The organism is Neorhizobium sp. NCHU2750 (assembly GCF_003597675.1).
GTDB lineage: Bacteria > Pseudomonadota > Alphaproteobacteria > Rhizobiales > Rhizobiaceae > Neorhizobium.
Genome location: NZ_CP030828.1, coordinates 61789 through 87987 on the forward strand (window position 1 = coordinate 61789; position 26199 = coordinate 87987).

Sequence of the window (26199 nt, forward strand, 5' to 3'; positions counted from 1 at the left end):
TTTTCAGCGAGCTTGCGAGGGTACGATGAGCGAATTTCTTCTTGAGATGAAGAACATCTCCAAGAGCTTCTCCGGCGTGAAGGCCCTGGACGGCATTCATCTGCAGGTCCGTCGCGGAGAATGCGTCGGTCTCTGCGGCGAAAACGGCGCCGGAAAATCGACGTTGATGAAGGTCCTGTCGGCCGTTCATCCCTACGGCTCCTGGGAGGGTGAAATCCTCTGGGAAGGCCACGAACTCAAGGCGACATCGATCCGTGAGACGGAGAAGGCGGGTATCGTCATCATCCATCAGGAACTGATGATGGTGCCGCATCTTTCCGTGGCCGAGAATATCTTTCTCGGCTCCGAAATCAGCAATCACGGCTTTCTCGACTATGACGCGATGAATGCCCGTGCGCAGGAACTGCTCGCCAAGCTCAATGTCCACGACATCAACCCGGCGCTGCCGGTCCTCAACTATTCCGGCGGCAAGCAGCAGCTTATCGAGATCGCCAAGGCGCTCAACAAGAATGCCAAGCTTCTGATTCTGGATGAGCCGACTTCGGCACTGACATCCACCGAAATCCGCACCCTGCTAAACCTGATCAAGCAGTTCAAGGCTGAGGGCATGGCCTGCGTCTACATTTCGCACAAACTCGACGAGGTGGCCGAGATCGCCGATACGGTCACCGTCATTCGCGACGGAACGCATATTGCGACGAAGCCTATCGGAGAGCTGAGCACCAGCAGCATCGTGACGATGATGGTCGGTCGCGAAATGAAAAATCTCTATCCCAAGGAAGATCATGCGATTGGCGATGTCGTTCTGGAGGCCCGCAACATCTCATGCTGGGATGTTACCAATCCAGACCGGAAGGTCGTTGATGATGTGTCGTTTGAGATCCGCAAGGGCGAGATTCTCGGCATAGCCGGTCTGGTCGGCGCCGGCCGTACCGAACTGGTGTCGACCCTGTTCGGAGCCTATCCCAGCACCCATAAGGGAAGCGTTCATCTCGACGGCAAGGAGGTGACGATCAGGTCGCCGCGCGATGCCGTCAAGGCCGGCATTTGCATGGTGCCGGAGGATCGCAAGCGCAGCGGCATCCTGCCCATTCTTGGCGTGGGGCACAACATGACCGTCTCGGTGCTCGACCGCTTCGCCGGGCTGGGGCTCATCGATGAGCATGCGGAGCTTGCGCAGATCCAGGCGGAGATCGTGCGGCTGAAGATCAAGACTGCCGATCCAATGTTGCCGATCGCTGCCCTGTCGGGCGGTAACCAGCAGAAGGCCGTGCTCTCCAAGATGATGTTGCCGGAACCGCGCATCCTCATTCTCGACGAGCCGACGAGAGGCGTCGATGTCGGTGCCAAGTACGAGATCTACAAACTGATTTTTGCTCTCGCCAAGGCCGGCGTGGCGGTACTGATGGTGTCATCCGAACTGCCCGAAGTCCTCGGTATTTCCGACCGCGTTCTCGTCATCGGCGAAGGACGGCTGCGCGGCGATTTCGTCAATGACAACCTGACCCAGGAACAAGTGTTGGCTGCTGCCTTGGGCCAGGCCGCTCAGGTGGCCTGACAAATACGGCCATGGCTGTGGAAGGCGTTTCAATATGACTGGCAATACTTTCCGAAAATTTCTTTCCGAAAACAAGATCGTTGCCCTGCTGATCGTGGTTTGCCTGATCTGGGCATTGTTCGGCTACCTGACCTATAGTCCGGATACCGGCGTTTCCGGCTTTCTGACGGCACGCAACTTTTCAAACCTGCTTCGCCAGATGGCGATAACGGGCATACTCGCGGCAGCAATGGTGTTTGTTATCGTTGCGGGCGAAATCGATCTCTCCGTCGGTTCACTGCTTGGCCTGCTTGGCGGCATAGCGGCTATTCTGGACGCGATCTATGGGTGGCCGTTGGCGGGGACGATCGCTTTCGTACTCATTGCGGGCGCTGCTTTCGGTCTGCTGAACGGCTGGATGACCGCCTATCTGGGCATTCCGTCGTTCATTGTGACCCTCGGAGGGCAGCTCGCCTTTCGAGGTGCGGTGCTCGGGCTCACCGGCGGCATCACGATTGCCCCCGTATCTCCAAGCCTGCGCTATGTCGGGCAGGGCTACCTGCCGGGCTGGCTCGGCAATGGATGCGCCATCCTGCTGTTCGCTGTCCTGCTTGTGATGGCTTTCAGGACGCGGCGCAAGCGTCTTCAGCATAGTCTGCGCGTGCCGACGATAACCGTCGAGATCGCGCGACTTCTTGCCATCGGCGTTCTGATCCTCGGCTTCGTTCTGGTTCTGAATGATTATCAGGGCATACCGGTGCCGGTTCTCGTCCTGCTTTTCGTGCTGGGACTTTTCACCATCATCGCCAAGGGCACGGTCTTCGGCCGCTATATCTATGCGGTCGGTTCCAATGCCGAAGCGACCCGCCTTTCAGGCGTCAACGTCAATCTCGTCAAGATGTCCGTCTTCGGCCTGATGGGGGTAATGGCTGCGCTTGCGGGTCTGACGACCACGGCCCGTCTGGCCGCGGGCACGCCGTCGGCCGGCTTTGGCGGTGAGCTGGATGCGATTGCGTCCTGCTTCATCGGTGGCACGTCGATGCGCGGCGGTGTCGGCTCCGTCATCGGTGCGCTTGTCGGCGCGCTGATCATGGCGAGCCTCGACAACGGGATGTCCATGCTGGGTGTCGATACGTTCTGGCAACAGATCATCAAGGGGATCATTCTGGTGATCGCCGTCTATCTCGACATCATATCCTCTGGTGTGAAGCGGCTTTGATCCGATGCGGCGAAATAGCGGGTGGCTGGTGCCGCCCGCTATTTTCTTCTTAGCCGATCTATTCGGCGTAATTCTCGCAAGCATCGGCTGATTGCCTGCAACTTGATGCCCTCAGCCGCTCTGCCGGATATGGCATTCAATGTGATGCTTCAGTTCGTCAGCGTTTCTCGCTTCCAGGGCATCGACCATCTGGAAGTGTTCGCGGGCGGAAAGGTCCACCCGCTTACGTGTTTTCCATTGCGACACCGGCGCCGACGACGTGCGCTGACGCAGTTCCGCGATCACTGTGTGGAGTTCCTGGTTGCCGGCCAGATCGACCAGCGCATGATGAAACCTGAGATTGGCCTCGTAGAGTTCAAGCAGCGTTCCCGATTCCGTCAGCTTTTCAAAATCGACCGCCAGGCTGCGCAACGCTTGGATATTCTCGTCTGTCGCCCGGGCGATCATCTTCGGTACGACGCCAGTCTCCAGCATTATCCGGATCTCGGCTATGTCATCCCATTGCTGGCCATCCCGCATATAGACGTGATAGCCGCGGTTGGGGACGTGCTGCACGACGCGTTTGAGCGCCAGCCGATCAAGCGCACGCCTGATTTCGTTGCGCCCTCTTCCGTAGCGTTCCTCCAGATCGATCTGCTTGAGCCAGGTGCCGGGCGGATAATCTCCCGCCTGAATATCCTGGAGAATCAATTGCGTGACATCCACCTCCTTGACGGTTGAATGGTCGTCCGCAGCATCAGCCATAGTCAAGTCGTCTCCTCGCTAGGTTTGCCCAATAAATAGTCAAAAAACGGAGTTGCGCAAAGGATAATCCGCGCATAGGATTGGTACCAATTTTGGATAACATAGAAAATCTGCAATGAAAAATACCGATCTCGTCTGGGACCTCGTCGATGCCAAGGCCAAGGATTTCTGCGATCTGAGCGACAGCGTATGGGACACGCCCGAGGTTAATTACGAGGAATATCGCTCGGCTGCTGCCCATGTGGCCCGCCTTGAAGCCGAAGGGTTCCGGGTGACACGCGGGATCGCCGGCATGCCGACCGCATTGATGGGGGAGGCCGGCGAAGGCGGGCCGGTCATCGCCATCCTGGGGGAATACGATGCCCTTCCCGGCTTGAGCCAGGAAGCCGGCGTGGCGGAAGAGCGGCCTCTGGTCCAGGGTGGTCACGGCCATGGCTGCGGGCATAATCTTCTGGGCTCCGGTTCGCTGCTTGCCGCTGCCGCGGTGAAGGATTTTCTGGCCGCGAACAAAATGGCGGGACGTATCCGCTATTATGGCTGCCCGGCGGAAGAAGGCGGCTCGTCCAAGGGCTTCATGGTGCGCGCCGGCGTGTTCGACGATGTCGACATTGCCATCTGCTGGCATCCGGCGGCTTTCGTCGGTGTCAACAATCCCATCTCGCTCGCCTGCAACGAACTCAATTTCCACTTCAGTGGTCGCGCCTCCCATGCCGCAGCCACGCCGCATCTGGGCCGCAGCGCACTCGACGCGGTCGAACTGATGAATGTCGGCGTCAATTACCTGCGTGAACACATGCCATTGACCGCACGTGTCCATTACGCCGTGACGGAGACCGGCGGACATTCTCCGAATGTCGTTCAGGCGCGTGCGACTGTGCGCTACCTCATTCGCGCCCGCGAGCTGCCGGATCTTCTGGAATTGGTGGAACGCGTCAAGGATGTCGCGGCGGGTGCAGCACTGATGACCGGTACGACGGTTCGAAGCGAGATCATCAGCGGAGATGCCAACCTCGTCGGCAACACGCCGCTCGAAGCGCTGATGCATACGCATATCGAGCGGATCGGCCTGCCGCCTTTCGATGATGCCGATCGCGCCACCGCCGCGAAATTTCAGCAGACATTCACCACGGCGGATATAAAGGCCTCGTTTGCTCGTTTCGGTCTCAAGCCGCGTTCTGGCGTGTCACTCTGTGATGTGATCTTCCCGCCGGAAAGCGGTGACGGCACGATTGTCGGCTCGACCGATGTCGGAACGGTCAGCTGGGTCGTTCCGACAGTCCAGATGCGTGGCGCCACCTATGCGATCGGCACTCCGGGCCATTCCTGGCAACTTGTGGCACAGGGCAAGCTGCCTGCGGCGCACAAGGGCATGACACAGGCTGCCAAGGTCATGGCATCGACGGCGGCCGACCTCTTCGGCAACCCGGAAGCGATTGCAGCCGCCAAGGCCGATCACGCCGAGCGTCTCGCCGAAACGCCCTTCGTCAATCCCATTCCCGACGACATCGATCCACCGCTACCAGCCAACCTGTATGGAGCGGACAATGGCAGATAAGCTGCCCGTACCATTCATATGCTGCTGGGACCATAAGCCGTGAACACCAAGACAAGTAAGAGCGGAGCGGCATGAGCCAGCCGACCATATTCGACCTGATCGGGACCGGTCCCGATGGCTGGGGGCCTGCCTTGCTTGCCGGCGCGGTCATGACGGTGCTGATCGCCTTGGCGGGCTTTGCGATCGGATGCCTCCTTGGTGCGGGCGGTGCATGGGCCAAGATATCCGGAGGCCCGGTTCTGCGTGGCGCCGCCTCCACCTATACGACCGTGCTGCGCGGCATACCGGATCTTCTCGTGATCTACCTGCTCTATTTCGGTGGCAGCAGTGTCGTTACCGCCGTCGGACGCTGGTTCGGTGCCGATGGCTTTATTGGTTTTCCCGGCTTTCTTGCCGGTGCTCTGGCCGTCGGCGTCACATCCGGTGCGCAGCAGACAGAGGTGTTCAGAGGGGCCTTCAAGGCGGTTAATGCTGGCGAACTGGAGGCTGCGATTGCCTGCGGCATGTCGCGCTTCCTTTGCTTTCGCCGGATTATCGTGCCGTTGACCTTGAGGCACGCGCTGCCGGGCATGGGCAATGTCTGGCAGGTCGTGCTGAAGGAATCCGCTCTCGTATCCGTAACCGGTGTGGTCGAACTGCTTCGCCAGTCGCAGATCGGGGCCGGTTCGACCGGCATGCCCTTTGATTTCTATGCCATTGCAGCGGTCATCTATCTCGCCATATCGACACTCTCCGGCGGCATCCTGCAATTTGGCGAGAAACGCTTCTCGCGTGGCGTGAGGCGGGCCTGATGGATTTTCCTTTCCTCTACGAGACGTTTCTCACGCTCGTCGCGGCCGTGCCGCTGACCTTGCAGCTCGCGGCCACGGCCATCGTGCTCGGTGCCGTTCTGGCGCTGGCGCTCGCACTTTGCAGGATTTCCGGCGTTCTTCCGCTCGACTGGCTGGCGCGAATCTACATCTTCGTTTTCCGCGGAACGCCGCTTCTGGTGCAGATCTTCCTGATCTATTACGGGCTTGGCCAGTTTCGTGAGGTCCGGCACAGCGCGGTCTGGTTCATCCTGCGTGATCCCTACTGGTGTGCGGTAATCGCACTGATGCTGAACACTGCCGCCTATGCCGCGGAGATCATCCGCGGGGGCCTGCTGTCAGTACCGCACGGTCAGATCGAGGCTGCCCGCTCCTGCGGCATGTCGCCCTTGCTGGTCTTCCGCCGCATCACCATGCCGCTCGCCATCCGCCAGGCACTGCCTGCCTACTCCAATGAGATGATCTCGATGGTCAAGGCGACCTCGCTCGCTTCGATCATCACCATCATGGAAGTGACCGGCGTGGCCGCCAAGCTGATTTCGGAAACCTTCAGGGCCATCGAGGTCTTCGTCGTCGCGGGCGTCATCTATCTCGCGATCAACTTCATACTCACGCGACTGGTTGCTTTTGCCGAGTACCGCCTGAGCCCCCATCTGCGCCAGCCGATCGCCCTTGCGGGCACCGCTGCAGGAGAAATGCGATGACTGTTGCCTCCCTCCCCTCCCCGGCCATCGAAGTCCGTGGTCTGCGCAAGAGTTTCGGCCCCGTCGAGGTCCTCAAAGGCATCGATCTTGTTGCGCGCGAAGGCGAAGTTCTGTCGATTCTCGGCTCTTCCGGCTCCGGCAAGTCGACCATGCTCCGTTGCATCAATATGCTGGAGACGCCGGATGCGGGCGAAATCGTCGTCGCCGGCGAAAAGATTGCGCTCAAGCCGGACGCCAGTGGCAAAGGCCGTGTTGCCGACCGAAAGCAGGTGCAGCGCATCAGATCCGAACTCGGCATGGTCTTCCAGAGCTTCAACCTGTGGTCCCACAAGACCGTGATCGAGAATGTGGTTGAAGCGCCAATCCACGTACAGGGACGCAGCCGCGCCGAATGCCTTGAAGAGGCCGAAGCGCTGCTTGCCAAGGTCGGCATTGCCGACAAGCGCAATCATTATCCCTCCCATCTTTCGGGAGGCCAGCAACAGCGTGCCGCGATTGCCCGTGCGCTTGCCATGCATCCGAAAGTCATGCTGTTCGACGAACCGACATCCGCGCTTGATCCGGAACTGGTCGGAGAAGTGCTGAAGGTCATGCGTGCGCTTGCCGAGGAAGGCCGCACCATGCTGGTCGTGACCCATGAAATGGGATTTGCGCGCGACGTTTCCAGCCGTGTCGTGTTCCTGCACCAGGGCGCCATCGAGGAAGAGGGCGCCCCGCATGAGATGTTTGCTAATCCGCAGACTGAGCGCTTCCGCAAATTTATCAGCGGCTGATGGATATTTATGCCCATACAAAGGAAGGGGATTTAAATGAGAATGATGAAATTTCTGACGGTTGCAGCGCTTGCCGCATCCGCCCTGTTTTCCGGCCAGGCGATGGCGCAGGACAAGACCGAAATCACCATTGCGACGGAGGGCGCATTCCCGCCCTATAACCTGACCCGGGCCGATGGCACGCTCGACGGTTACGACGTCGATCTGGCGCATTACCTGTGCGATCATATGAAGATCAAGTGCACGATCATTGCCCAAGCCTTCGACGGTATGATCCCGGCGCTCAATGCCGGCAAGTTCGACGCCATCATGGCCGGCATGTCGGCGACCGAAAAGCGCAAGGAAGTGATCGATTTCTCGATCCCCTACGGCAACACCGGGCAGGGCTTCGCGACACTGAAGGACAGCGATCTTGCCAAGCTGCCGCTGAGCGACAAGCTTTTCTCGCTGGCAACCGATGACGCAGGCGCCCGTAAGGCAATCGAAGAGATGAAGCCGATGCTGCAGGGCAAGGTTATCGGCGTGCAGGCGGCCTCGATCGCGGCCCGCTTCGTCGACGAATACATGAAGGGCATTGTCGAAGTCCGCGAATACAAGACGACGGAACAGCACGACCTCGATCTTCTCTCCGGACGCGTCGATCTCATCATGGCATCGATGGGCTACCTGAAAACCGCCGCGGAGAAGCCTGCCAATAGCGACATGGCTATCGTCGGTCCCCGCTTCCAGGGTGGTTTCCTTGGTGCCGGCAGCTCGGTCGGTCTGCGCAAGAGCGATACCGCTTTGAAGGCCAAATTCGATGAGGCGATCACCGCGGCCAAGGCCGACGGCACGCTGAAGAAGCTTTCCGAAAAGTGGTTCGGTTTCGACGTCACCCCGCAATAATTGCCGGGACCTGAATGCAACGGCAGCGATGCGCTGCCGTTGTGCCCACCTCGAAGAAGAGATGCGGTGCCTCTCACAGTAGGCAACCGGCGCGATGCTCATATGCTCCAGCCGGCCAAGGCATTCGCTATTCCGTAGACGCCAGCAGTTGCTGCCTGTTCTCCTTGACCGTCTGCATGACCACATTGGTCGAGGTGCTGGCCACAAAAGGCAGGGTCGAGATCTTTTCGCCGAGCACGATCCGGTATCGGCGTATATCCCGGGTGCGGACTTTCAACAGATAATCGAAGCGCCCGGCGATCATGTGGCAAGCCTCGATCTCCCTTATTTTCCGCGCCGCGTCGTTGAAGCTCTTGAGCGCATCTTCGCGGGTATCGCTGAGTTTGACCTCTACGAAGGCGATGTGATCGAGGCCGAGTTTTTCCGAACTGAGAATGGCCCTAAAGCCTTCGATGAAGCCCTCGTCGATCAGCCTGCGCAAGCGCAGCTGGCAGGGTGTCTTGGAAAGACCGATGCGGCTTGCCAATTCGGTGATCGACAGCCTACCATCGACCGAAAGTTCCTGCAGGATCCTGGTGTCGAATTGGTCTAATTCACCAATCTCTGCGTTGTGACTTGGCATCTTTGTCAAAATCTCCGAGAATTTCAGGCGAAAAGCATAGAAAGACCCTCAAAACAAGGCAACTTGAAAATGCCTGTCGTGTTAGTCTCCGCGCTTCAGGCATCCGCCGCCTCCAAGCCAACCGGAAAAATCCATGACACCCCCTCGTCCAGTCGAAAAGAACGAAGATATTTCGCGAGTATTTGAGAGTTTTGCACCGGCTGTGCGCGAGCAGTCGGATTTGCGGCGTGCCATCACGGCAGCCTACCGCAAGCCGGAGGGGGATTGCGTGGCCGCTCTTCTGGAGCAGGCCACCCTGCCCGATGCGACCCGCAGCGCGATCCGCGCGACGGCTGGTCAGTTGATTGCCGCTCTTCGTGCCAAGCACAAGGGCACCGGCGTCGAGGGACTGGTGCACGAATATTCCCTTTCGAGCCAGGAAGGTGTTGCCCTCATGTGTCTCGCAGAGGCCTTGTTGCGCATCCCCGATACCGCAACACGCGATGCCCTGATCCGTGACAAGATCTCCGATGGCGACTGGAAGTCTCACGTTGGCGGCGGCCGGTCGTTGTTCGTCAACGCGGCGACCTGGGGTCTGGTCGTCACCGGCAAGCTTACCAATACGGTCGATGGCCGCAGCCTCTCGGCGGCACTGACCCGTCTCATCGCCCGATGCGGCGAGCCGGTCATCCGCCGCGGTGTGGACATGGCCATGCGCATGATGGGCGAACAGTTCGTCACCGGCGAGACGATCGCCGAGGCGCTGAAGCGTGCAAAGCCGCTGGAAGAACGCGGCTTCCGCTATTCCTACGACATGCTCGGCGAAGCGGCGACCACGGCCGAGGATGCGGAGCGCTATTACAAGGATTATGAAACCGCGATCAACGCGATCGGCAAAGCATCGGCGGGTCGCGGCATCTATGATGGTCCGGGCATTTCGATCAAGCTTTCTGCGCTCCACCCGCGTTACGTCCGTGGCCAGGCGGATCGTGTCATGGGTGAGCTTCTGCCGAAGGTGAAGGCACTCGCCGTCATCGCCAAGGGCTATAATATCGGCCTCAACATCGATGCGGAGGAAGCCGACCGTCTTGAGCTGTCGCTCGACCTGCTGCAGAGCCTTTGCGAGGATCCGGACCTTGTCGGCTGGGAAGGCATGGGCTTTGTCGTCCAGGCCTATGGCAAGCGCTGCCCCTATGTTCTCGATTTCATCATCGATCTTGCACGCCGCAACCAGCGACGCATCATGGTGCGGTTGGTGAAGGGTGCCTATTGGGATGCCGAGGTCAAGCGCGCCCAGGTGGACGGGCTGGAGGATTTTCCGGTCTACACCCGCAAGGTTCACACCGACCTTTCCTATATCGCCTGCGCCCGCAAGCTGCTGGCTGCGATCGATGTCATCTTTCCGCAATTTGCGACCCACAATGCCCAGACGCTGGCGACAATCTACCATCTGGCCGGCCCGGAGTTCAAAAGCGGCAAATATGAATTCCAGTGCCTTCACGGCATGGGTGAACCGCTCTATGACGAAGTCGTGGGCTCCGCGAAGCTGGGTCGCCCCGCGCGCATCTATGCGCCTGTCGGTACGCATGAGACGCTGCTTGCCTATCTCGTCCGTCGCCTGCTGGAGAACGGTGCCAACTCGTCCTTCGTCAATCGCATCGGCGACAAGAGCGTTTCCATCGATGAGCTGGTGATGGATCCGGCCGACGTGGTTCGCGGCATGGCGGAGGTCGGCGCCCGGCACGATCAGATCGCCCTGCCCGGTGATCTTTATGGCGCAAGACGGAACTCCGTTGGGTTGGACCTTTCGAATGAAACCGTGCTGTCCGAGCTTTCGACGTCGCTGAAGGCATCGGCGGCCCGCGAATGGGTTTCCAAACCGCAAGTTGGCGGCGCTGACGTCGGCGGCACAAGCCGACCAGTCCTCAATCCCGGCGATCGACGTGACCTCGTCGGCACGGTAACCGAAATTTCCGAAGCCGGTGTCGAGCAGGCGATGGATATTGCGGCTTCCGCAGCCGTCAGTTGGGCAGCCGTGCCGCCCACAGAGCGTGCCGCCTGCCTCGACCGTGCGGCCGACATCATGCAGGCGGATATGCCGGAACTGCTCGGCCTGATTATGCGCGAGGCCGGCAAGTCGATGCCGAATGCAATCGCGGAAGTTCGCGAGGCGATCGATTTCCTCCGTTACTACGCTGAGCAGGCCCGCCGTACGCTTGGTCCGGGACATCATCCGCTTGGTCCGGTCGTCTGCATCAGCCCGTGGAATTTCCCACTGGCGATCTTCACCGGCCAGATCGCGGCCGCCCTCGTCGCAGGCAATCCGGTTCTGGCAAAGCCTGCAGAAGAGACGCCGCTGATCGCGGCGCAGGGTATCCGCATCCTGCACGAGGCCGGCATCCCGACCGAGGCACTGCAACTCCTGCCCGGCGACGGCCGTGTTGGCGCGGCTCTCGTCGCATCGCCGAAAACCAGTGGCGTGATGTTCACCGGCTCGACGGAAGTCGCCCGGCTAATCCAGGCCGAGCTTGCGGGACGCCTTCTGCCGAGCGGCAAGCCGATCCCGCTGATTGCCGAGACCGGTGGCCAGAACGCCATGATCGTCGACTCCTCCGCCCTGGCAGAACAGGTCGTCTTCGACGTGATCGCCTCGGCTTTCGACAGCGCTGGCCAGCGTTGCTCGGCACTGCGCGTGCTCTGCCTGCAGGAAGAGGTTGCCGACCGCATTCTCGCCATGCTGAAGGGCGCCGCCAAGGAACTCACCATCGGGCGGACCGATGAGCTCAAGATCGATATCGGTCCGGTCATCACCGACGAAGCCAAGCAGACGATCGAGAAGCATATCGAAGGTATGCGGGCTCTCGGCCGCAAGGTCGAGCAACTGCCGCTTGGTGCCGGAGCCGCGAACGGCACTTTCGTCGCGCCGACCATCATCGAAATTGCCTCGTTGAAGGACTTGAAGCGCGAGGTCTTCGGCCCGGTTCTCCATGTACTCCGCTACAAGCGTGACGACATGGAGCGCGTCATCGACGAGATCAATGGCAGCGGATACGGCCTGACCTTCGGGCTTCACACGCGGCTCGACGAGACGATTGCGCAGGTCACCGGCCTCATCCGGGTTGGCAACATCTATGTCAACCGCAACGTCATTGGTGCGGTTGTCGGTGTCCAGCCATTTGGTGGGCGTGGTCTGTCGGGTACCGGTCCGAAGGCCGGCGGTCCGCTCTATCTTGGCCGTCTGGTCGACAAAGCGCCGGTGCCGCCGCGCCACAGCTCGGTTCATACTGATCCGGTGCTGACCGATTTCGCCCGCTGGCTCGGCCAGCGCGGCCGCAATCGTCTGGCCCAAGACGCGCGTGAGACGGGGGCGGTTTCAGCCCTCGGCCTTCAGACGGACCTCGCCGGGCCGGTTGGCGAGCGCAATATCTACGCGCTTCATCCCCGCGGCCGTATCCTGCTTGTGCCGAAGACCGAGGTCGGCCTCTATCGCCAGCTCACGGCCGCACTTGCGACCGGCAACGATGTCGCCATCGATGCCGCTTCCGGGCTGCAGCCTTCGCTCGCGGACCTGCCGGCGAGCGTGGCAGCCCGGATCGGCTGGAGCAGCGATTGGACCAAGGATGCGCCCTTTGCCGGTGCGCTGATCGAAGGAGAGGGTGAGATTGTGGTCGACGTGACGAAGAAGATTGCGGCACTCCCCGGTCCCCTCGTCCTCGTTCAGGCGGCAACGACCGCGGAACTTGCAGACGACGCCGAGGCCTATTGCCTGAACTGGTTGCTGGAAGAGGTTTCGACCTCGATCAACACCACGGCAGCCGGCGGCAATGCCAGCCTTATGTCGATTGGCTAAGAGACCATGCCGGCTACAGCATCGGCCCGAAAATCGGAATCGATTTTCGGAAAGCCTGATGCGTAGATTCAATGAGATAGAGCGTCCTTTGTGCGTCCATTCGGACGCACGGCGCTCTAGGTTTCAAGCCTGGCCGGCGCCCTGTCGCATGTCGCGCTCGGCGCGTTCGATCGCGCTGGCGTTCAGAACCCGGCGGGAAAGGGCAACGGCAATTGCGCGCGTGCGCAGGTTGAACCACCCCTCCCCTCCCTGTCCCGAGCTCTCGTAGACATCCAGCTTTTCGTAAAGCTGCTGCAGGCGGTTCTGGACACTGCGAAGCGACAGATGCTTGCGGTGGGCGATTGCCTTGTCGGTGAGGCCGAGGGCAACATCGACGAGGATTTCATATTCCACGTCGGAGAGACCAAGCGAATTGCCGAGGCTCTTCTGCTGAATGCCGCGAACTTCGCGATCGATGACACACTGGCTCTCGACGAAAACGCTGCGCAGCGCCAGTTTCAGCCGTTCTTCGGAGGCTGATTTCAGCACATATCCATAGGTCGCCCCTTCCGGAACGATGCGCGCCACGCCGCGTACATAGGCTTCATCGGAATAGTTCGACCAGAAAAGGATCTTCGTGTCCGGCCGCTCGCGCCAGATGGTGCGGGCCGCCTCGATCCCGTTGCGCTCGCTCATCTGCAGATCCATGACGACATGCTCGACGCGGGACGCGCGCGCCTGGGTCTCGCCGGTCAATCCGTTGCCCGCCTCCATGATGGTCTGGCATTCCGGCAACGCCGCGCGCACGGCCTCGTTCAGGTAAGAGCGATGCAATGCATCATCCTCGACGATCAGGACATCCATCGTCACACCTCCGCCAGTACATGATGATCTGTCGGCAGCACCAGCCTGACGCGGGTTCCGCCCTGCCCCACTGCCGGATTGCTGCCGATTTCGAACCGTGCCGAGATCAGTCGGGCGCGGGTTTTCATGTTGTCGATACCATGGCCGGTCATCTGCCGGCATTCTGTCATGCCCTGTCCATTGTCCTCGATATCGATGCAAAGGGCGCGTTCCTGCCGCTGCAGGCGTACCGTGATGCGGCTCGCCCGGCCATGGCGAATGGCATTGTTGACGGCTTCCTGGACGATCCTGAAGAGCGCGACCGTGACGGTGGGATCGAGCTCGCGCAGGCTGCCATCGCTTTCGTCGCTCATGCGCCATTCGATCGGCTGGCCGCTTTCCCGCACGGAGCGTTCAAGATGGGTCTCGATCGCTTCCGCGACGCCGAAGAGCTGCAGCACGGTGGGTTTTGCTTCCTCGATGATCTGTCTCAGGTCCTGCATGCATTGCTGCAGGGAGCGACAGAGCGGCTCAAGAGCGTCGCCAGGAACGGAGACAAGATCCGTCAGGCGTTCCATCCTTCGTGTCAGCCGCGTCAGGTCGGCAAGCGTCTGGTCATGCAGATCCATGCCGATCCTCTGGCGCTCCGCCTCCAACGCCTCTGTCAGCTTCAATGCGCCAAGCCTCAAGCCTTCCTCCCGCGCGCTGGCTTCGGTCTCGATCACTGCGGAGCGCTTGGCCTGTTCTGCGGCACGCAGCGCAAAGAAATAGGGCGCCAGAAGATCGGCCACTGCACGGGCGTTCTCGACATCCTCCATCGTATAGCAGTCACTTGCACGCGACGAGCAGCTCAGCGCGCCGATTACGTCACCCTGGACCTTCAGCGGCACATGCAGCCGGCTATGGAGCCTCAGTTCGAGGATGGGACTGGCAAAGGCGCCTTCGAAATGAAAACGCGGGTCGGTGCAGGCGTTGGCCGACAGCAGGAAGTCGACCTCTCCTGTCAGCAATGTGCGGATCGGGCTGCCGGTCAGAAGTGCCGGTGGGTGCTTGCTCCACGCCGTCTCAAGCCCGCTTTCATAGGCGATGTGATATTTGCCGTCGATCTGCTTGATACAGACGTCGAGATGGTCGTGCGGAATGATATGGCTGATCTCGTCAGCCACCGCCTTGATGATGGACGTGAAATCGAGATGCCCGGCCAGCAGGCGGGAAATCCCCAAATAGCGGTCGAACAGCGTGTTGCGCGCCGAGTTGAGCATAAGCGGACCTCCTCCAGTCCTTCAGCCTCCAATTAAGCGTCAGCTTTTCAAGCATGTCTTGCGGGAACCCGCAGATATTGCGCGCAAACCCGCACAAAGCGTGCTTGGATGCGCCTGTACAATGTCAAGAAACTCCTCCATGCTCGATTTACTGAGCAAAAGGGGCTCAGGGCAATCATTATCTCCGGTTCACCGTTGAGGAGCGGCCCGGACGATATGCAGGGAGCTATTCGGGAGGAAATCATGACCATCAGAATGATGCTGGCGGCATCCGTCGCCTTTGCATGCCTGTGCGCGCCGGCATTCGCCGATACGTCTTCGAAGAAGATCGCACTGTCGAACAATTATGCCGGAAATTCCTGGCGTCAGGCCATGCTGACGAGCTGGGATAAGGTCACCAAGGAGGCCGTGTCGAAGGGCATCGTGGCCGCAGCAGATCCGTTCACCACAGCCGAAAACCAGGCGACTGAACAGGCGGCCCAGATCCAGAACATGATCCTGCAGGGCTATGATGCGATCGTCATCGATGCGGCTTCGCCGACCGCGCTCAACGGCGCGATCAAGGAAGCCTGCGATGCCGGTATCACGGTTGTTTCCTTCGATGGCGTGGTTACCGAGCCTTGCGCGTGGCGCATTGCCGTCGACTTCAAGGCGATGGGCGAAAGCCAGATCGACTACCTCGCCAAGAAACTGCCCAAGGGTGGCAATCTTCTCGAGATCCGCGGCCTTGCCGGGGTTTCCGTCGATGACGAGATCCATGCCGGTATTGAGGCAGGGGTGAAGAAATACCCGCAGTTCAAGGTTGTCGGCTCGGTCAATGGCGACTGGGCGCAGGACGTCGCCCAGCGTGCCGTAGCCGGTATCCTGCCAAGCCTGCCCGAGGTGGCGGCCGTCGTCACCCAGGGCGGTGACGGCTATGGTGCGGCTCAGGCATTCGCTGCGGCCAAGCGGCCCACACCGACTATTGTCATGGGTAATCGCGAGGACGAGCTCGTCTGGTGGAAGCAGCAGAAGGACAAGGACGGCTACGAGACCATGTCGGTTTCGATTGCCCCCGGTGTCTCGACGCTCGCTTTCTGGGTGGCGCAGCAGATCCTCGACGGCAAAGACGTGAAGAAGGACCTCGTCGTGCCGTTCCTTCGGATTGACCAGGGCAATCTGGAAGAGAACCTGAAGACCACCCAGAAGGGTGGCGTGGCGAATGTCGATTATTCGCTTGAAGATGCCCGGAAGGTGATCGACGCGAAATAGCGTCGCCTCCCGCGTGCCGGGGCGCCAAGGAAGCCCAACGCCTTGCGCCCCGGCACCATCCCCCGATCACAGATTGACAGCGATTTCATGAGTGAAACCTTGAAGCGACAAGAGGTCGTTGCTGCGCGCGACGTCCGTGTGACATTCGGAGCCGTCAAGGCGCTCGATGGCGCAGACCTCATCATCTACGCCGGTGAATGTGTCGGGCTTGTCGGCCACAATGGCGCCGGCAAGTCTACCATCGTCAACGTCATCAACGGCGGTCTGACGCCGCATGACGGCTCGCTGACATATGGCGGGAGTGAGGTGCACGGCATCTCAGCGGCGCGCGCCAGCGGTGTACGCTGCGTTTTTCAGGAACTGTCGCTTTGCCCCAACCTGACGGTTGGTGAGAATGCCCGCATCATGCATGCGGATCTCAAAGGTTTTGCATGGCGTGGCCGGGCATTGAAGCTGGTCGAGACGCAGCTGAAAGAGATTTTTCCCGGTCACGCGATCGATTGCGACAGCACGGTCGACGACCTGTCAATTGCCGAGCGCCAGATGGTGGAGATCGCCATCAGCTTTGCCGGGATCGAGAAAAGACCAAAGCTCGTCATCCTCGATGAGCCGACCTCGTCGCTCGATGCCGGACTTGCCGCACAATTGATGGCCTATATCCGCAAGTTCGTCGGCGAAGGCGGTTCGGTCCTGCTGATATCGCACATTCTCGGCGAGATTCTTTCGACCTCGGACCGGATCGTGGTGATGAAGGACGGGCGCGTCGTGGCAGACCGCTTAGCATCCGATTTTTCCACGCGCAGCCTCGTCGAGGCGATGGGCAATGTCGTGCGAGAGCAGGAATTTTCACGCGGCCTGCCGGCCCGTACGGGCGATCCAGTGCTTTCCATGCCGCCGCGGCGCGGGCACGGCCTTGCATTTCAGGCATGGCGCGGCGAGATGATCGGCCTTGCGGGACTTGGCGGCCATGGACAGACAGAGGCGCTGCTCGACCTCTATCTCGACCGCAACAGCAACTGGTGGCCGACAAAGCGTCGCGAGATCGCCTTCGTGGCCGGTGACCGCAGCCTGAACGGCACGTTTCCACTGTGGAGCATTCTCAAGAACCTGTCGATCGCCTCGCTGGGGCAGCTTTCGACCAGGCGGATGGTCGACAAGGCACGCGAAGAAACGCTCGGCGCTGGCTGGAAGCAGAGGATCGAGATCCGCACGCCCGACATGGGCAATCGCATCCTGTCGCTGTCGGGCGGTAATCAACAGAAAGTGCTTTTCGCCCGGGCCCTGGCAACCACGGCCAGCACGGTGCTGATGGACGATCCGATGCGGGGCGTCGACATCGGCACGAAGCAGGAAGTCTATGAGATCCTGCGCTCGGAAGCCGCCAATGGACGCACATTCATCTGGTATTCGACCGAGATGGACGAAGTCAGGCTCTGCGACCGGGTCTATGTCTTCCGCGACGGCGCAATCGTGGCGGAGCTGGTTGGTGATGAAATCACCGAGAAGAACGTGCTCGCAGCCTCGTTCAGCGAGGGAGATGCGGCATGAAGATCTCTTCCGGTACCGTCCGCCTGATCATCCCGGCCGCATCGCTGATCCTGCTGCTTGTTGCCGTCTTCTACATGCAGCCACGCGCCATGAGCTATACCGGGCTGAACCTCCTGTTCAACCTCGCCGTCCCGATAGCGCTTGCGACGATTGCCCAGATGCTGATCATGTCCGTCAACGACCTCGATCTGTCGATGGGCACCTTCGTCAGCTTCTCGGCCTGCGTTGCGGCCACATTCCTGCAATCCTCGCCGATGCTTGGGATCCTGATCTTCCTCGGAGCGATTGCCGCCTATGCCCTGATCGGCGTGGTCATCTATGTCCGAGACCTGCCATCGATCGTCGTCACGCTCGGCATGAGCTTCGTCTGGGGCGGGCTGGCGGTCCTCATCCTCCCCTCCCCCGGCGGTACGGCGCCGGTATGGGCGCGGTGGCTGATGACGGCCAAGCCACCGCTCGTGCCGATGGCGATCGTTGCCAGCGTCCTGATTGCCGCCATTACCCACTATATCGTCATGCGCTCGTCCTTCGGCGTGCTGATGCGTGGCGTCGGCGGCAATGATCGGTCGGTCGAACGCGCCGGCTGGTCCGTGCTCGGCCTTCGTGCCGCGACCTATGCGCTGGCGGGCTTTTTCGCGGTACTTTCCGGCATCGCTCTCGTCGGGCTTACCACGTCGGCTGATGCCAATATCGCGCTGCGCTACACGTTGCTCTCGATCGCCGGCGTCATCCTTGGCGGCGGGCAGTTTGTCGGCGGTAAAGTCTCGCCGATCGGTGCGGTGATCGGTGCCCTGACCCTCACGCTTGCCGGGTCCTTCCTGTCCTTCATGCGCATCTCGCCCGACTGGCAGATCGGAGCGCAAGGCGCGATCCTGATCGTCGTGCTGGCTCTGCGCCTTGCCCTCAACCGTCTGGAAAAGCGGGAGAAGAGCCAATGACGCTCAATCGCCTTCTTGCCTCAAAGCCCTGGCTCTGGTCCTTTGCCGCGACCATCGTCGTCTGGGTCGTCACCGTATTGTTTACCGGCGGTGCCAGTTCCTTCGGCCTGTCGCAGGCCGCACTGACCTTTGCTGCGTTTTCCGTCATCGTCGGGATAGGGCAGATGTTCGTCATCACGCTGGGTCCGGGCAATATCGACCTTTCGGTACCCGCGACAATGACGCTTTCCGGCACGCTGGCACTGAAACTGATGGACGTGCAGGATGGGATGATCGCCGTCGGGCTGCTCGCTTCGATCGGCATCGGTCTTCTCATTGGAATCGGCAATTACGCACTGATCAAGGCGTTGCGCATCCCGCCGATCATCGCCACCCTGTCGATGAGTTTCATCGTCCAGTCGGTGGCGATCTGGAGCAATCGCGGCCTGCGCATCAAGCCGCCGGAGACGCTCGCCGATTTCACCACGTCCGGCCTGTTGGGCATCCCCAATGTCGCCCTGGTGGCGCTGCTCCTCTCGGCCGTCGCCTGGGTGCTTCTGGAAAAATCGATCTATGGCCGCTGGATCTCGGCCATCGGCCAGAGCACGTTCGCTGCCCGGATGGCCGGCATACCAGTCGATGGCACCCGGCTTGTTACCTACATGCTGTGTGCCGTCCTTGCTTCCGTCTGCGGTTATCTCCTCGCCAGCTTTTCCGGGGGTGCCGCCCTCAACATGGGCTCCGAATATCTGCTGATGTCGATTGCGGTCGTCGTCATCGGCGGCACGGCTGTCGCCGGCGGAAATTCCAACATTCCCGGGATCTGGGGGGCCTCCCTTTTCATGTTCCTGGTGGTGTCGATGCTCAATACCTACGGCTTCGGGGCCGGATTCAGGCTCATTCTCACCGGTCTCATCATCATCGCCGTGATCCTGCTTGCCGGCGGACGCGAGGCAGGTCGCTGAAACGACGTCTTCAAACGGACAAAAGCCATGTCACAGATCCCATCCATCTACGAAATCCATGACGACCGCTTTCGGTATCTGATTGTCCCGACATCTCCGCTGGAAGAACTCTATTCCGAATGCCGTTGGGCAGAAGGACCTGTATGGTTCGCCGATCAGGGCTGCCTGATCTGGAGCGACAATCCCAACGAGCGGATGATGCGTTGGGTAGAAGGTGGAGGCGTCTCCGTGTTTCGCGCCCAATCCAATTTCTCCAATGGCAATACAAGAGACCGGCAGGGCCGGCTGGTGACCTGCGAACATGGCACTCGCCGCGTTACCCGCACGGAAATCGACGGATCGATCACCGTCCTCGCCGACAGCTATCAAGGCAAACGACTGAACTCGCCGAATGACGTGGTGGTGCATTCCGACGGTAGCGTATGGTTTACCGATCCCACTTACGGGATCATGTCCAGTTACGAGGGGTATCGCGCCGATCCCGAACAGGAAACCCGCAACGTCTATCGCCTTGATCCTGAAACCGGGGAGATGGATGCTGTCCTCACCGATTTTGGCCAGCCGAATGGCCTCGCCTTTTCGCCGGATGAACGCATTCTCTATGTGGCAGATTCTTCATCCAGCCACGATCCTAGCCGGCCGCGCCATATCCGTGCTTTCGATGTGGTTGATGGCCGCACACTTGCAAATGACAGGGAATACTGCACCATCGACAATGGCCTGCCGGACGGTTTTCGCGTCGATTTCTACGGCAATGTCTGGACCAGTGCTGCTGACGGTGTGCATTGCTTCGGGCCTGACGGAAAGCTGCTTGGCAAAATTCTGGTTCCGCAGACGGTGGCAAATGTAACGTTCGGCGGTGCGCGGCGCAATCGCCTGTTCATCACCGCAACCAGATCTCTCTATGTCGTCAACACGGCGACAGTCGGGGTCGGCATGGGATGAACCAAGCCGGCTCAGCCCATAAAGTTGCGGTGCCGCTGCACATTTTCGGTTGGCCAGCTTTGAAGCGTATGGATCCTCTTTGCCTCGCGCATGAGCGGGATCGAGCAGACGACGATCACGAGGGCCGCGATATAGACCATGCCTGGGCGGGTTTTCAATGAGTTCACCAAACGCCTACTCCTGCTGAGACTATATAAGGATGAGGGATCAAGCTGACACGGGGCTGAACACATCCACACCGCAGCGAGATTTATGACATTCAGGTGACTGTCAGAATTGGGTGCGATGCCGCCAGCAATTGAAAAATTGCCGGAAGCCTCCTCCTTGTCCACCAGCAGTATTCCCCACCCCACCCGTTCTTTCGTGCGGCCACGCGTCGGGAGCATGACGCTGGCCGTCGCCGCAGCGCTTTATCTGGTCGTTTTCACGAACCGGACCTTCTTCACGCGCGCTTATGCCTATTTCGACAGTCATCTGGCACTTGCTGCTTTTTCTTTCGGGCTGACCTGCCTTTTCGCAGCTTTCACGATCGCGATCTCGGTCAAATATCTGCTGAAGCCGGTCCTCGTGCTGATGATCTTTGCGGCCGCTTCCGCTTCCTGGTTCATGGATGGTTTTGGGACGATCATTGATGTCGACATGATCCGAAATGCTGCCCAGACCACATCGTCCGAGGCGGGACATCTGATTACGCCGCCCTATCTGCTGCATATGACGGTGTTTGCCATCCTTCCCTCTCTGGTCGTCTGCTGGGTCAAGGTCGAACACCGAAACTTCTTCGGCAAGGTGAGATGGAACCTGACGGTGATCGTCCCCCTTCTTCTCGTTGCGCTCGCTTGCGGGGTCAGCAGTGCTCGCAGCATCGCCTCCGTCGTTCGTCTTCACAAGGATCTGATCCCCACACTCAATCCTTTTCTACCGATCGGAAACGCGGTTGCCTTCGCGCTGGCCAGCGAGGCCGACAAGAACATCGTAGCGGCGCCGCTTGGCACCGATGCGCATGTCGCGGCGCCAATGGCGTCCGGCAAGCCACGGGTGCTGATTATCGTCACGGGCGAGACGGCGCGGGCCGAGGAGTTCTCGCTGGGGGGCTATGGTCGGGACACCAATCCGGAACTCGAAAAGCTGGATATTACTTATTTTCCAGAGACTTCGAGCTGTGGAACGTCGACAGCAGTTTCCGTGCCCTGCATGTTTTCCAATTTGACGCGGCACGGCTATTCGCACCGTGCCGGGCTGGCGAATGAGAACCTGCTCGACGTCTTCGGACATGCTGGCATCAAGACCGAATGGTGGGACAACAATACTGGTAGCAAGGCCGTTGCCGATCGCACGACATATCATTCTTTCTCGGAAGCCAACGATCCGCGTTACTGCTACCAGAATGAATGCCTTGACGAAGGCCTGATCACCGGACTGGGCGATTGGCTGTCGAAGGTGAAGGGTGACAGCGTTCTGGTCCTGCATCAGCTCGGCAGCCATGGCCCGGCCTACTACCAGCGCTATCCTGCCGATTTCGCTCGCTTCACTCCCGAATGCAAGACTGCCGAACTCGGTAATTGCAGCAGCGAGGCTATCGTCAATTCCTACGACAACACGATCCTTTACACAGACCATATCCTGGCCGAAGTCATTGATGCGCTGAAGGCTCATCAGGATCGAATAGCGCCTGCAATGATCTACATGTCGGATCACGGTGAGTCGCTCGGCGAACATGGCCTCTACCTGCATGGCGCGCCTTATATTGTGGCTCCGTCACAGCAGACGCATGTTCCCTTCGTGTTGTGGGAGGGCTCGGAGATGAAGGCCTCCATCGATCTGGACTGCCTGTTGCAGCGCGCTGGTGAGGAAGCCTCTCATGACAATCTCTTTCATACGGCGCTCGGGATGATGGACGTGAAGACTGCTGTCTACAAACAGGAGCTGGATGTTCTGGGCGCTTGCCGCAGGCAGCAATCAATCAATGGAGCGAGCTCATGACCATTCCCGATTGTGCCGCGATCGGGAAAGTCAGGAGAGCCGTTGCCGAGACCGAGGAAGGGTCATCCCCCAACCGGCCTGTGGTCAAGGTAACCGGCAGCCGGCACCTCGGGGCTGCCCTCAGCTATTCGCTGAGCGGCGCCCTGAGGCTGCTGCGCGAAACCGCCTTTCGTCATGAGATCATCGCAGGCGCGGCCATCCTCGTCGTCTTCGCCATCGTCGGCGCCGGGCTGTCCGACTATGTGATGATGGTGATCCTCATGCTGAGCCTCGTTGCCGCCGAGGCACTCAATACGGCGATAGAGGAAATCATTGACCGCATTTCGCCGGAATGGTCCAGCACCGGGCAGCATGCAAAGGATCTTGGGTCATTTGCCGTGATGTGCCTTCTTCTGGCGAATGGATTGATGGCGGGCTTTATCGTGATTTCGCGGATTATTGCGGTATGAGCTTTATAAGCATTTCAATCCCGCTCGAATTTGGCCGGCATTCCCTGCTAGATATCGAATATAGGGCCGGATTTCGGTGGGACGGAGCAGGCAAGTGAGAGTGCTTTTGATCGAGGACGACGCGACGCTTGGTGAAGCTGTCCGTGATCACGTTATCAGTGGTGATCATGCGGTCGACTGGATGAAGACGATCGACACGGGGCGAGGCGCGCTTGAGACCACCCAATATGGCTTGATCCTGCTGGACCTTCGCCTCCCGGACGGAAGTGGCATCGCATTGCTGAAGGATATGCGAGCCCGCGGCGTGACAACGCCGGTGATCATCCTGACCGCGCATGACCAGATCTCAGATCGCATCGAGGGGCTGAATAGCGGGGCCGACGACTATCTGGTGAAACCTTTCAATCTCGGCGAGCTGACGGCACGTATGCTGGCCGTCAGCCGCCGATATAGTGGCCGGCCGGTATCGCTCATGCGGGTCGGTGATCTGGAAATAGATGCTGCCGACCGCCGCGTGATCGCGAGCGGCGAGGCAGTTACCCTCTCGGGACGCGAGTGGGCGGTTCTCGATGCTCTGTCGGCGAGGCCCGGCGCGATCGTATCCAAGGCGCAGATCGAGGAGGCACTCTACGCCTTTGGCTCGGAAGTCGAGAGCAATACGGTTGAGGTCTATGTCAGCCGATTGCGCAAGAAGCTTGGCCGCGACAATATCGCGACCCTGCGGGGCATCGGTTATCGGCTGGGGCGCGAGCAATGACTTTGTTTCCTGGTGCTGCTGCTCCGTCCATGACGCGCCGACTTATTGTCTGGCTTACTCTGGTCGTGACCTTTCTGTGGTTGTTGGCCGTGGGCCTCGGGCTTGTCGTCATGGAGGAGGAACTTGCGGAGATTTTTGACGGGACGCTGCAAGATACAGCGGAGAGACTGGTTCCGCTGGTTGTCGACGATCTCAGCCAACGCGGCATGCCGGGCGATGCGCCGCAGCAATTGCAGACTGCAAGTTCGAGCGGCGATCATGAGTACCTGACCTATCAGGTACGTGATCCTTCGGGGCGGGTGCTGATCAGGTCTCATGATGCGCCGGAACAACCGTTCGAGACACCGCTCAAACCCGGTTTCTGGAAGGACGCGACTTACCAGTTCTATACCGCAACAAGCGAAGACAAGCAGATACTGGTGCAAGTGGCCGATGCGTTTGCAAATCGCGACGAGGCCTTGCAACAGGGCGCAAAGGCGCTCTTCCTGCCGCTGCTTCTTCTCATCCCGGTAAGTGTTATCGCGACCTGGCTTGTGGTGCGTCGGGCAGTACGGCCCGTTGGCGATTTGCGCCGCGAGATTGAAACCAAGGACGGCGGCAATATGGAGCCGATCGATGCCACGATGTTGCCGCGGGAGCTGCAACCGATCGCGGTGTCGGTCAATCTCCTGATGACGCGACTGAGGACGGCGCTTGACGCCGAGCGTGAGTTCACCTCCAACAGCGCCCATGAGTTGCGCACGCCGATCGCGGGCGCTCTGGCACAGACGCAGATGTTGATCACAGAATTGACCGACAGCGCCAACCGCTATCGTGCCGGCCAGATCGAAGCATCGCTGACCCGGCTCAGCCATCTCGCTGAAAAGCTTTTGCAATTGTCGCGCGCCGAGGCCGGTATCGGCGTGGCGGACAAACCCGCCGATCTTGGTCATGTGCTTGAAATGGTGATGACGGATTTCTGGCGCAGCATGGCAGAACCGAAGCGGCTTTTATTGCATCGAGCCGCCGATGCGGCTCTGGTGGGGCCTTTCAATGAAGACGCGTTTGCGATCGTGGTGCGAAACCTGATCGAAAATGCGCTTGTTCATGGCAAGGCAGACGAGCCGGTGGAGGTCTTTTTGGAGAACGGTGGGCCGGTTCGCGTGGTCAACGGTGCCACTCCGATGACTGAGAACGAGCTTTACGCCATCCGCAAGCGCTTCAGCCGGGGGCGGACGGAGGCTGCGGGGTCGGGCCTTGGTCTTTCGATCGTCGAGCGATTGCTTGGCCAGATGAATGGGCGTCTGGTGCTTTTGTCACCAGCAAGCAACCGCAGCGATGGTTTCGAAGCCAGGGTTTATCTCGAATCGCCCTTATGACGGGCTGATAGGCGAAGCGCTTTACGCGGTCAACAGATCCGCAAATGGGAGAGCAGGCCCGACAGGGACGATCCTGTTGGGATTGAGGCTTTCGATTGAGTAATAGCCCCGCTTGATGTGATCTATATTCACCGTTTCTGCCACACCGGGGATGGAGAGGACGCGGCGCAGATACTTGCTGAGGTTTGGATAATCAACGATGCGGCGCAGATTGCATTTGAATAGACCAAAATAGGCGGCGTCGAAACGCACAAGTGTGACGAAGAGGCGGATATCGGCTTCCGTCAGGCGCTCGCCGACGAGGAAGGTCTTGTCTGCGAGTAGACCCTCCAGTTCATCGAGCATGGAGAACACATCACCAAATGCTTCTTCATAAGCGACCTGCGTGGTGGCAAAGCCGGTGCGATAGACGCCGTTGTTGAGGCGGGGATAGATCCGGTCGTTCAGGGCATCGATCTGCGTGCGCAAGTCTTGCGGATAGAGGTCGAGGGATTGGTCGGCGAAAGCGCCGAAACCACTGTTGAACATGCGGACGATTTCTGCGGATTCGTTATTCACGATCGTCGCGGTCTTCTTGTCCCAAAGTACCGGCACGGTGGCTCGGCCGGTGATATGCGGATCTACCCGGGTATAGATCTCATGCATATAGCGCGCACCGTTGATGACATCCTCGTCAGCACCGGGATAGGTGCCGAAACGCCAGCCTTCCTTCGTCAGGGCGGGCTCGACAACCGAGAGGGAAATCAGTCCATCAAGCTTCTTCAGCTTGCGTGCGATGAGTGTTCGCGAAGCCCAGGGGCAGATCAATGCCACATAGAGATGGTAGCGACCTGCCTCGGCCGCAAAGCCTCCTGTGCCCGTGGGTCCCGGCGCACCGTCAGGGGTGATCCAGTTCCGGAAGCTCGACGTTTGACGTACAAATCCGCCCTTGGCATCCTTCGCCTGGACCGGTTGCCAGTCCGCTGTCCACTTTCCGTCTACGAGCATGGTTTCTCCACTGAGGTTTCGTCCGAGGGGCGTTCCTGTCACCGGGGAAGTGAAGCCCGTTTCCACTTGAGACGATGTTCCGACATCGACTTATGTTAGCCGACGCGCTGTGATGAAGACACCTATCCCGGGATGAATTGGTGAAGAGAATGTCTTCGGCGGTTGCGCCGGTCTGCTGTCGGCTCCTTATCCCCTACCCTCTTGCTGAAATGAGATGCCTGTGGTCTTTGACAGCCACTGAACGAAGATCGGGTTTATCGCCCATCAGCCAGAAACCACCT

The 26199-nt window shown here is 59.8% G+C and carries 23 protein-coding genes; 17 read left to right on the top strand and 6 right to left on the bottom strand.

What is annotated here, in order from left to right:
- Nucleotides 1-25 precede the first annotated feature (25 nt).
- Together NCHU2750_RS21055 and NCHU2750_RS21060 are read left to right on the top strand one after the other, a co-directional pair.
- On the top strand, nt 26-1558 hold the full coding sequence (locus NCHU2750_RS21055) for a xylose ABC transporter ATP-binding protein (protein ID WP_119943730.1): 1533 nt from the start codon (nt 26-28) through the stop codon (nt 1556-1558).
- Nucleotides 1559-1592: 34 nt separating this feature from the next.
- Nucleotides 1593-2756 carry a sugar ABC transporter permease gene (locus NCHU2750_RS21060; RefSeq protein WP_119943732.1) on the top strand — a complete coding sequence of 388 codons (1164 nt, stop codon included), beginning with the start codon at nt 1593-1595 and terminating at the stop codon, nt 2754-2756.
- 111 nt (nt 2757-2867) lie between these two features.
- Here the strand turns inward: NCHU2750_RS21060 and NCHU2750_RS21065 are convergent, their stop codons facing one another.
- Nucleotides 2868-3500, bottom strand: coding sequence for a GntR family transcriptional regulator (locus NCHU2750_RS21065; protein ID WP_119943734.1), 633 nt, complete (start codon nt 3498-3500; stop codon nt 2868-2870).
- 115 nt (nt 3501-3615) lie between these two features.
- Between NCHU2750_RS21065 and NCHU2750_RS21070 the strand changes: the two genes are divergently transcribed.
- From NCHU2750_RS21070 to NCHU2750_RS21090, 5 genes are all read left to right on the top strand, one after another.
- Nucleotides 3616-5055, top strand: a complete 1440-nt coding sequence (locus NCHU2750_RS21070; protein ID WP_119943736.1) for a M20 family metallopeptidase — start codon at nt 3616-3618, stop codon at nt 5053-5055.
- A gap of 71 nt (nt 5056-5126) precedes the next feature.
- Entirely contained in the window at nt 5127-5846 is a 720-nt protein-coding gene (locus NCHU2750_RS21075; RefSeq protein WP_119943738.1) for an ABC transporter permease, read from the top strand.
- On the top strand, nt 5846-6568 hold the full coding sequence (locus NCHU2750_RS21080) for an ABC transporter permease (RefSeq protein WP_119943740.1): 723 nt from the start codon (nt 5846-5848) through the stop codon (nt 6566-6568). The genes NCHU2750_RS21075 and NCHU2750_RS21080 overlap by 1 nt, the downstream gene beginning before the upstream one ends.
- Nucleotides 6565-7341, top strand: a complete 777-nt coding sequence (locus NCHU2750_RS21085; RefSeq protein WP_119943742.1) for an ABC transporter ATP-binding protein — start codon at nt 6565-6567, stop codon at nt 7339-7341. The genes NCHU2750_RS21080 and NCHU2750_RS21085 overlap by 4 nt, the downstream gene beginning before the upstream one ends.
- Nucleotides 7342-7377: 36 nt before the next feature.
- A complete protein-coding gene (locus NCHU2750_RS21090) occupies nt 7378-8226 on the top strand; it encodes a transporter substrate-binding domain-containing protein (protein WP_162939732.1) in 849 nt (282 codons plus the stop codon).
- Between the two features lie 127 nt (nt 8227-8353).
- Here the strand turns inward: NCHU2750_RS21090 and NCHU2750_RS21095 are convergent, their stop codons facing one another.
- Entirely contained in the window at nt 8354-8848 is a 495-nt protein-coding gene (locus tag NCHU2750_RS21095) for an Lrp/AsnC family transcriptional regulator (protein ID WP_119943745.1), read from the bottom strand.
- 133 nt (nt 8849-8981) lie between these two features.
- Between NCHU2750_RS21095 and putA the strand changes: the two genes are divergently transcribed.
- Nucleotides 8982-12677: a trifunctional transcriptional regulator/proline dehydrogenase/L-glutamate gamma-semialdehyde dehydrogenase gene (gene putA, locus NCHU2750_RS21100; RefSeq protein ID WP_119943746.1), complete on the top strand. Its 3696-nt coding sequence runs from the start codon at nt 8982-8984 to the stop codon at nt 12675-12677.
- 123 nt (nt 12678-12800) lie between these two features.
- On the opposite strand, the gene NCHU2750_RS21105 is transcribed toward putA, so the two are convergent.
- The gene (locus NCHU2750_RS21105) at nt 12801-13520 is read right to left on the bottom strand and encodes a response regulator transcription factor (RefSeq protein WP_119943749.1); all 720 of its coding nucleotides are present in this window, start codon (nt 13518-13520) and stop codon (nt 12801-12803) included.
- Between the two features lie 2 nt (nt 13521-13522).
- Nucleotides 13523-14761 carry a GAF domain-containing sensor histidine kinase gene (locus NCHU2750_RS21110; RefSeq protein ID WP_119943751.1) on the bottom strand — a complete coding sequence of 413 codons (1239 nt, stop codon included), beginning with the start codon at nt 14759-14761 and terminating at the stop codon, nt 13523-13525.
- Nucleotides 14762-15004: 243 nt separating this feature from the next.
- Between NCHU2750_RS21110 and NCHU2750_RS21115 the strand changes: the two genes are divergently transcribed.
- The 5 genes from NCHU2750_RS21115 (at nt 15005) to NCHU2750_RS21135 (ending at nt 20387) form a co-directional block, all read left to right on the top strand.
- On the top strand, nt 15005-16012 hold the full coding sequence (locus NCHU2750_RS21115; protein WP_119943753.1) for an ABC transporter substrate-binding protein: 1008 nt from the start codon (nt 15005-15007) through the stop codon (nt 16010-16012).
- Between the two features lie 87 nt (nt 16013-16099).
- Entirely contained in the window at nt 16100-17560 is a 1461-nt protein-coding gene (locus NCHU2750_RS21120; protein ID WP_119944297.1) for an ATP-binding cassette domain-containing protein, read from the top strand.
- The gene (locus NCHU2750_RS21125; protein WP_119943755.1) at nt 17557-18498 is read left to right on the top strand and encodes an ABC transporter permease; all 942 of its coding nucleotides are present in this window, start codon (nt 17557-17559) and stop codon (nt 18496-18498) included. The genes NCHU2750_RS21120 and NCHU2750_RS21125 overlap by 4 nt, the downstream gene beginning before the upstream one ends.
- Nucleotides 18495-19442, top strand: a complete 948-nt coding sequence (locus NCHU2750_RS21130) for an ABC transporter permease (RefSeq protein ID WP_119943757.1) — start codon at nt 18495-18497, stop codon at nt 19440-19442. The genes NCHU2750_RS21125 and NCHU2750_RS21130 overlap by 4 nt, the downstream gene beginning before the upstream one ends.
- Nucleotides 19443-19469: 27 nt before the next feature.
- Nucleotides 19470-20387, top strand: coding sequence for an SMP-30/gluconolactonase/LRE family protein (locus NCHU2750_RS21135; protein WP_119943759.1), 918 nt, complete (start codon nt 19470-19472; stop codon nt 20385-20387).
- 11 nt (nt 20388-20398) lie between these two features.
- On the opposite strand, the gene NCHU2750_RS30630 is transcribed toward NCHU2750_RS21135, so the two are convergent.
- A complete protein-coding gene (locus NCHU2750_RS30630; RefSeq protein WP_162939733.1) occupies nt 20399-20554 on the bottom strand; it encodes a hypothetical protein in 156 nt (51 codons plus the stop codon).
- A 118-nt stretch (nt 20555-20672) separates the two neighbouring features.
- Here NCHU2750_RS30630 and NCHU2750_RS21140 point away from each other — a divergent pair, with 118 nt between their 5' ends.
- The 4 genes from NCHU2750_RS21140 (at nt 20673) to NCHU2750_RS21155 (ending at nt 24931) form a co-directional block, all read left to right on the top strand.
- On the top strand, nt 20673-22367 hold the full coding sequence (locus tag NCHU2750_RS21140) for a phosphoethanolamine transferase (RefSeq protein WP_119943761.1): 1695 nt from the start codon (nt 20673-20675) through the stop codon (nt 22365-22367).
- Nucleotides 22364-22816 (top strand): diacylglycerol kinase, encoded by a 453-nt coding sequence (locus tag NCHU2750_RS21145; protein ID WP_119943763.1) that lies wholly within the window; start codon nt 22364-22366, stop codon nt 22814-22816. The genes NCHU2750_RS21140 and NCHU2750_RS21145 overlap by 4 nt, the downstream gene beginning before the upstream one ends.
- 94 nt (nt 22817-22910) lie before the next feature.
- Nucleotides 22911-23573: a response regulator gene (locus NCHU2750_RS21150; protein WP_119943765.1), complete on the top strand. Its 663-nt coding sequence runs from the start codon at nt 22911-22913 to the stop codon at nt 23571-23573.
- Complete coding sequence (locus NCHU2750_RS21155; RefSeq protein ID WP_119943767.1) at nt 23570-24931, top strand: sensor histidine kinase; 1362 nt, start codon at nt 23570-23572, stop codon at nt 24929-24931. The genes NCHU2750_RS21150 and NCHU2750_RS21155 overlap by 4 nt, the downstream gene beginning before the upstream one ends.
- Nucleotides 24932-24952: 21 nt before the next feature.
- Here the strand turns inward: NCHU2750_RS21155 and NCHU2750_RS21160 are convergent, their stop codons facing one another.
- Nucleotides 24953-25918 carry a glutathione S-transferase family protein gene (locus NCHU2750_RS21160; RefSeq protein ID WP_119943769.1) on the bottom strand — a complete coding sequence of 322 codons (966 nt, stop codon included), beginning with the start codon at nt 25916-25918 and terminating at the stop codon, nt 24953-24955.
- Nucleotides 25919-26199: the final 281 nt, after the last annotated feature.

Bases quoted from the DNA above. Each gene is read 5' to 3' on its own strand.
- putA (WP_119943746.1), top strand. From the start codon at position 8,982: ATGACACCCCCTCGTCCAGTCGAAAAGAACGAAGATATTTCGCGAGTA.
- NCHU2750_RS21125 (WP_119943755.1), top strand. From the start codon at position 17,557: ATGAAGATCTCTTCCGGTACCGTCCGCCTGATCATCCCGGCCGCATCG.
- NCHU2750_RS21155 (WP_119943767.1), top strand. From the start codon at position 23,570: ATGACTTTGTTTCCTGGTGCTGCTGCTCCGTCCATGACGCGCCGACTT.
- NCHU2750_RS21080 (WP_119943740.1), top strand. From the start codon at position 5,846: ATGGATTTTCCTTTCCTCTACGAGACGTTTCTCACGCTCGTCGCGGCC.
- NCHU2750_RS21085 (WP_119943742.1), top strand. From the start codon at position 6,565: ATGACTGTTGCCTCCCTCCCCTCCCCGGCCATCGAAGTCCGTGGTCTG.
- NCHU2750_RS21120 (WP_119944297.1), top strand. From the start codon at position 16,100: ATGAGTGAAACCTTGAAGCGACAAGAGGTCGTTGCTGCGCGCGACGTC.
- NCHU2750_RS21145 (WP_119943763.1), top strand. From the start codon at position 22,364: ATGACCATTCCCGATTGTGCCGCGATCGGGAAAGTCAGGAGAGCCGTT.
- NCHU2750_RS21140 (WP_119943761.1), top strand. From the start codon at position 20,673: ATGCCGCCAGCAATTGAAAAATTGCCGGAAGCCTCCTCCTTGTCCACC.
- NCHU2750_RS21075 (WP_119943738.1), top strand. From the start codon at position 5,127: ATGAGCCAGCCGACCATATTCGACCTGATCGGGACCGGTCCCGATGGC.
- NCHU2750_RS21090 (WP_162939732.1), top strand. From the start codon at position 7,378: ATGAGAATGATGAAATTTCTGACGGTTGCAGCGCTTGCCGCATCCGCC.
- NCHU2750_RS21070 (WP_119943736.1), top strand. From the start codon at position 3,616: ATGAAAAATACCGATCTCGTCTGGGACCTCGTCGATGCCAAGGCCAAG.
- NCHU2750_RS21105 (WP_119943749.1), bottom strand. From the start codon at position 13,520: ATGGATGTCCTGATCGTCGAGGATGATGCATTGCATCGCTCTTACCTG.
- NCHU2750_RS21135 (WP_119943759.1), top strand. From the start codon at position 19,470: ATGTCACAGATCCCATCCATCTACGAAATCCATGACGACCGCTTTCGG.
- NCHU2750_RS21055 (WP_119943730.1), top strand. From the start codon at position 26: ATGAGCGAATTTCTTCTTGAGATGAAGAACATCTCCAAGAGCTTCTCC.
- NCHU2750_RS21110 (WP_119943751.1), bottom strand. From the start codon at position 14,761: ATGCTCAACTCGGCGCGCAACACGCTGTTCGACCGCTATTTGGGGATT.
- NCHU2750_RS21130 (WP_119943757.1), top strand. From the start codon at position 18,495: ATGACGCTCAATCGCCTTCTTGCCTCAAAGCCCTGGCTCTGGTCCTTT.
- NCHU2750_RS21060 (WP_119943732.1), top strand. From the start codon at position 1,593: ATGACTGGCAATACTTTCCGAAAATTTCTTTCCGAAAACAAGATCGTT.
- NCHU2750_RS21065 (WP_119943734.1), bottom strand. From the start codon at position 3,500: ATGGCTGATGCTGCGGACGACCATTCAACCGTCAAGGAGGTGGATGTC.
- NCHU2750_RS21095 (WP_119943745.1), bottom strand. From the start codon at position 8,848: ATGCCAAGTCACAACGCAGAGATTGGTGAATTAGACCAATTCGACACC.
- NCHU2750_RS21115 (WP_119943753.1), top strand. From the start codon at position 15,005: ATGACCATCAGAATGATGCTGGCGGCATCCGTCGCCTTTGCATGCCTG.
- NCHU2750_RS21160 (WP_119943769.1), bottom strand. From the start codon at position 25,918: ATGCTCGTAGACGGAAAGTGGACAGCGGACTGGCAACCGGTCCAGGCG.